Raw genomic sequence first — 1,219 nt, forward strand, 5'->3', positions numbered from 1 at the left:
TGTCTGCTTGGACAAGTAGAGATGGTGACGGAGGATGAAAAAGAAAAGATCCTTCATGACTTTAACGCAACCAAGACAGAGTATCCGAGAGAGAAGACGGTAGTCGAACTGTTCGAAGAACAGGCAGCTAAAACACCAAATCAGATTGCTTTAGTCTTCGAAGAAGAAGAAGTAAGCTACCGAGAGCTGAATGAAAGAGCCAATGTGTTAGCTCATAAGTTAAGAGAACTGGGCGTAAGACCAGATGACTTCGTAGCGATCATGGCAGAAAGAAGTATCGAGGTGATCACCGGAATTTATGGAATCATCAAGGCCGGAGCCGCTTATGTACCAATCGATCCAACGTATCCAGAAGAAAGAATCAAGTTTATGTTGGAAGACTGTCAGCCAAAGGCTTTGTTACTTTACGGGGCAGAGTATGAAACCGACCTAACAAAGATGGACTTAAAAGAAGCAGGAATCTGGGAAGGAAATATCCAGAATCCAGAGAAGGTCAACAAGGCGGAAGACTTAATCTACTGTATCTATACATCCGGAACGACAGGCAAACCAAAAGGAAGTGTGATTTCCCACAGAAATGTAGTACGTCTTGTAAGAGATACTGATTATATTGAACTAAATGAAAATACAGTAATCTTACAAACAGGTTCCCTATCGTTTGATGCGTCGACATTAGAGATATGGGGAGCGTTCTTGAATGGTGGGAAAGTAGTGATTACATCTCAGGAAATCATTACAGACCATGTGCAATTAAAACAAGCAATTAGAAACAACAAGGTTACTACGATGTGGCTCACATCAACGCTCTTTAATCAAACAATCTCTGAAGATGTGACGGTGTTTGATACGCTGAGACATCTGTTAATCGGTGGAGAGAAACTTTCGGATGCCCATGTTCGAATGATGAAAGAGCATAATAAAGAAACCATTCTGACAAACGGATATGGTCCGACAGAGAATACGACATTTACAACCACATACGAAATTCCAGAGAATTTCGAAAACATTCCAATTGGAAAACCAGTCAGTAATACTCAAGTATATATTCTGAATGGAGATAACCTTTGTGGCATCGGTGTGCCAGGAGAATTATGTATTGTAGGTGACGGATTAGCCAGAGGCTATCTAAATCGTCCTGAACTGACAGAAGAGAAGTTCGTGAAGAATCCATTTGGTGAAGGAAGGATGTACCGTTCTGGAGACCTTGCAAGATGGCTGC

At 41.5% G+C, this 1,219-nt stretch carries 1 protein-coding gene; it reads left to right on the top strand.

Annotated features, from left to right (window positions below):
* The coding region (locus tag ABE34_RS12930) for a non-ribosomal peptide synthetase (RefSeq protein WP_197142973.1) at positions 1-1,219 on the top strand (1,219 nt) is incomplete at both ends.

Source organism: Lysinibacillus sphaericus, assembly GCF_015844675.1.
Taxonomy (GTDB): Bacteria; Bacillota; Bacilli; order Bacillales_A; family Planococcaceae; genus Lysinibacillus; species Lysinibacillus sphaericus_E.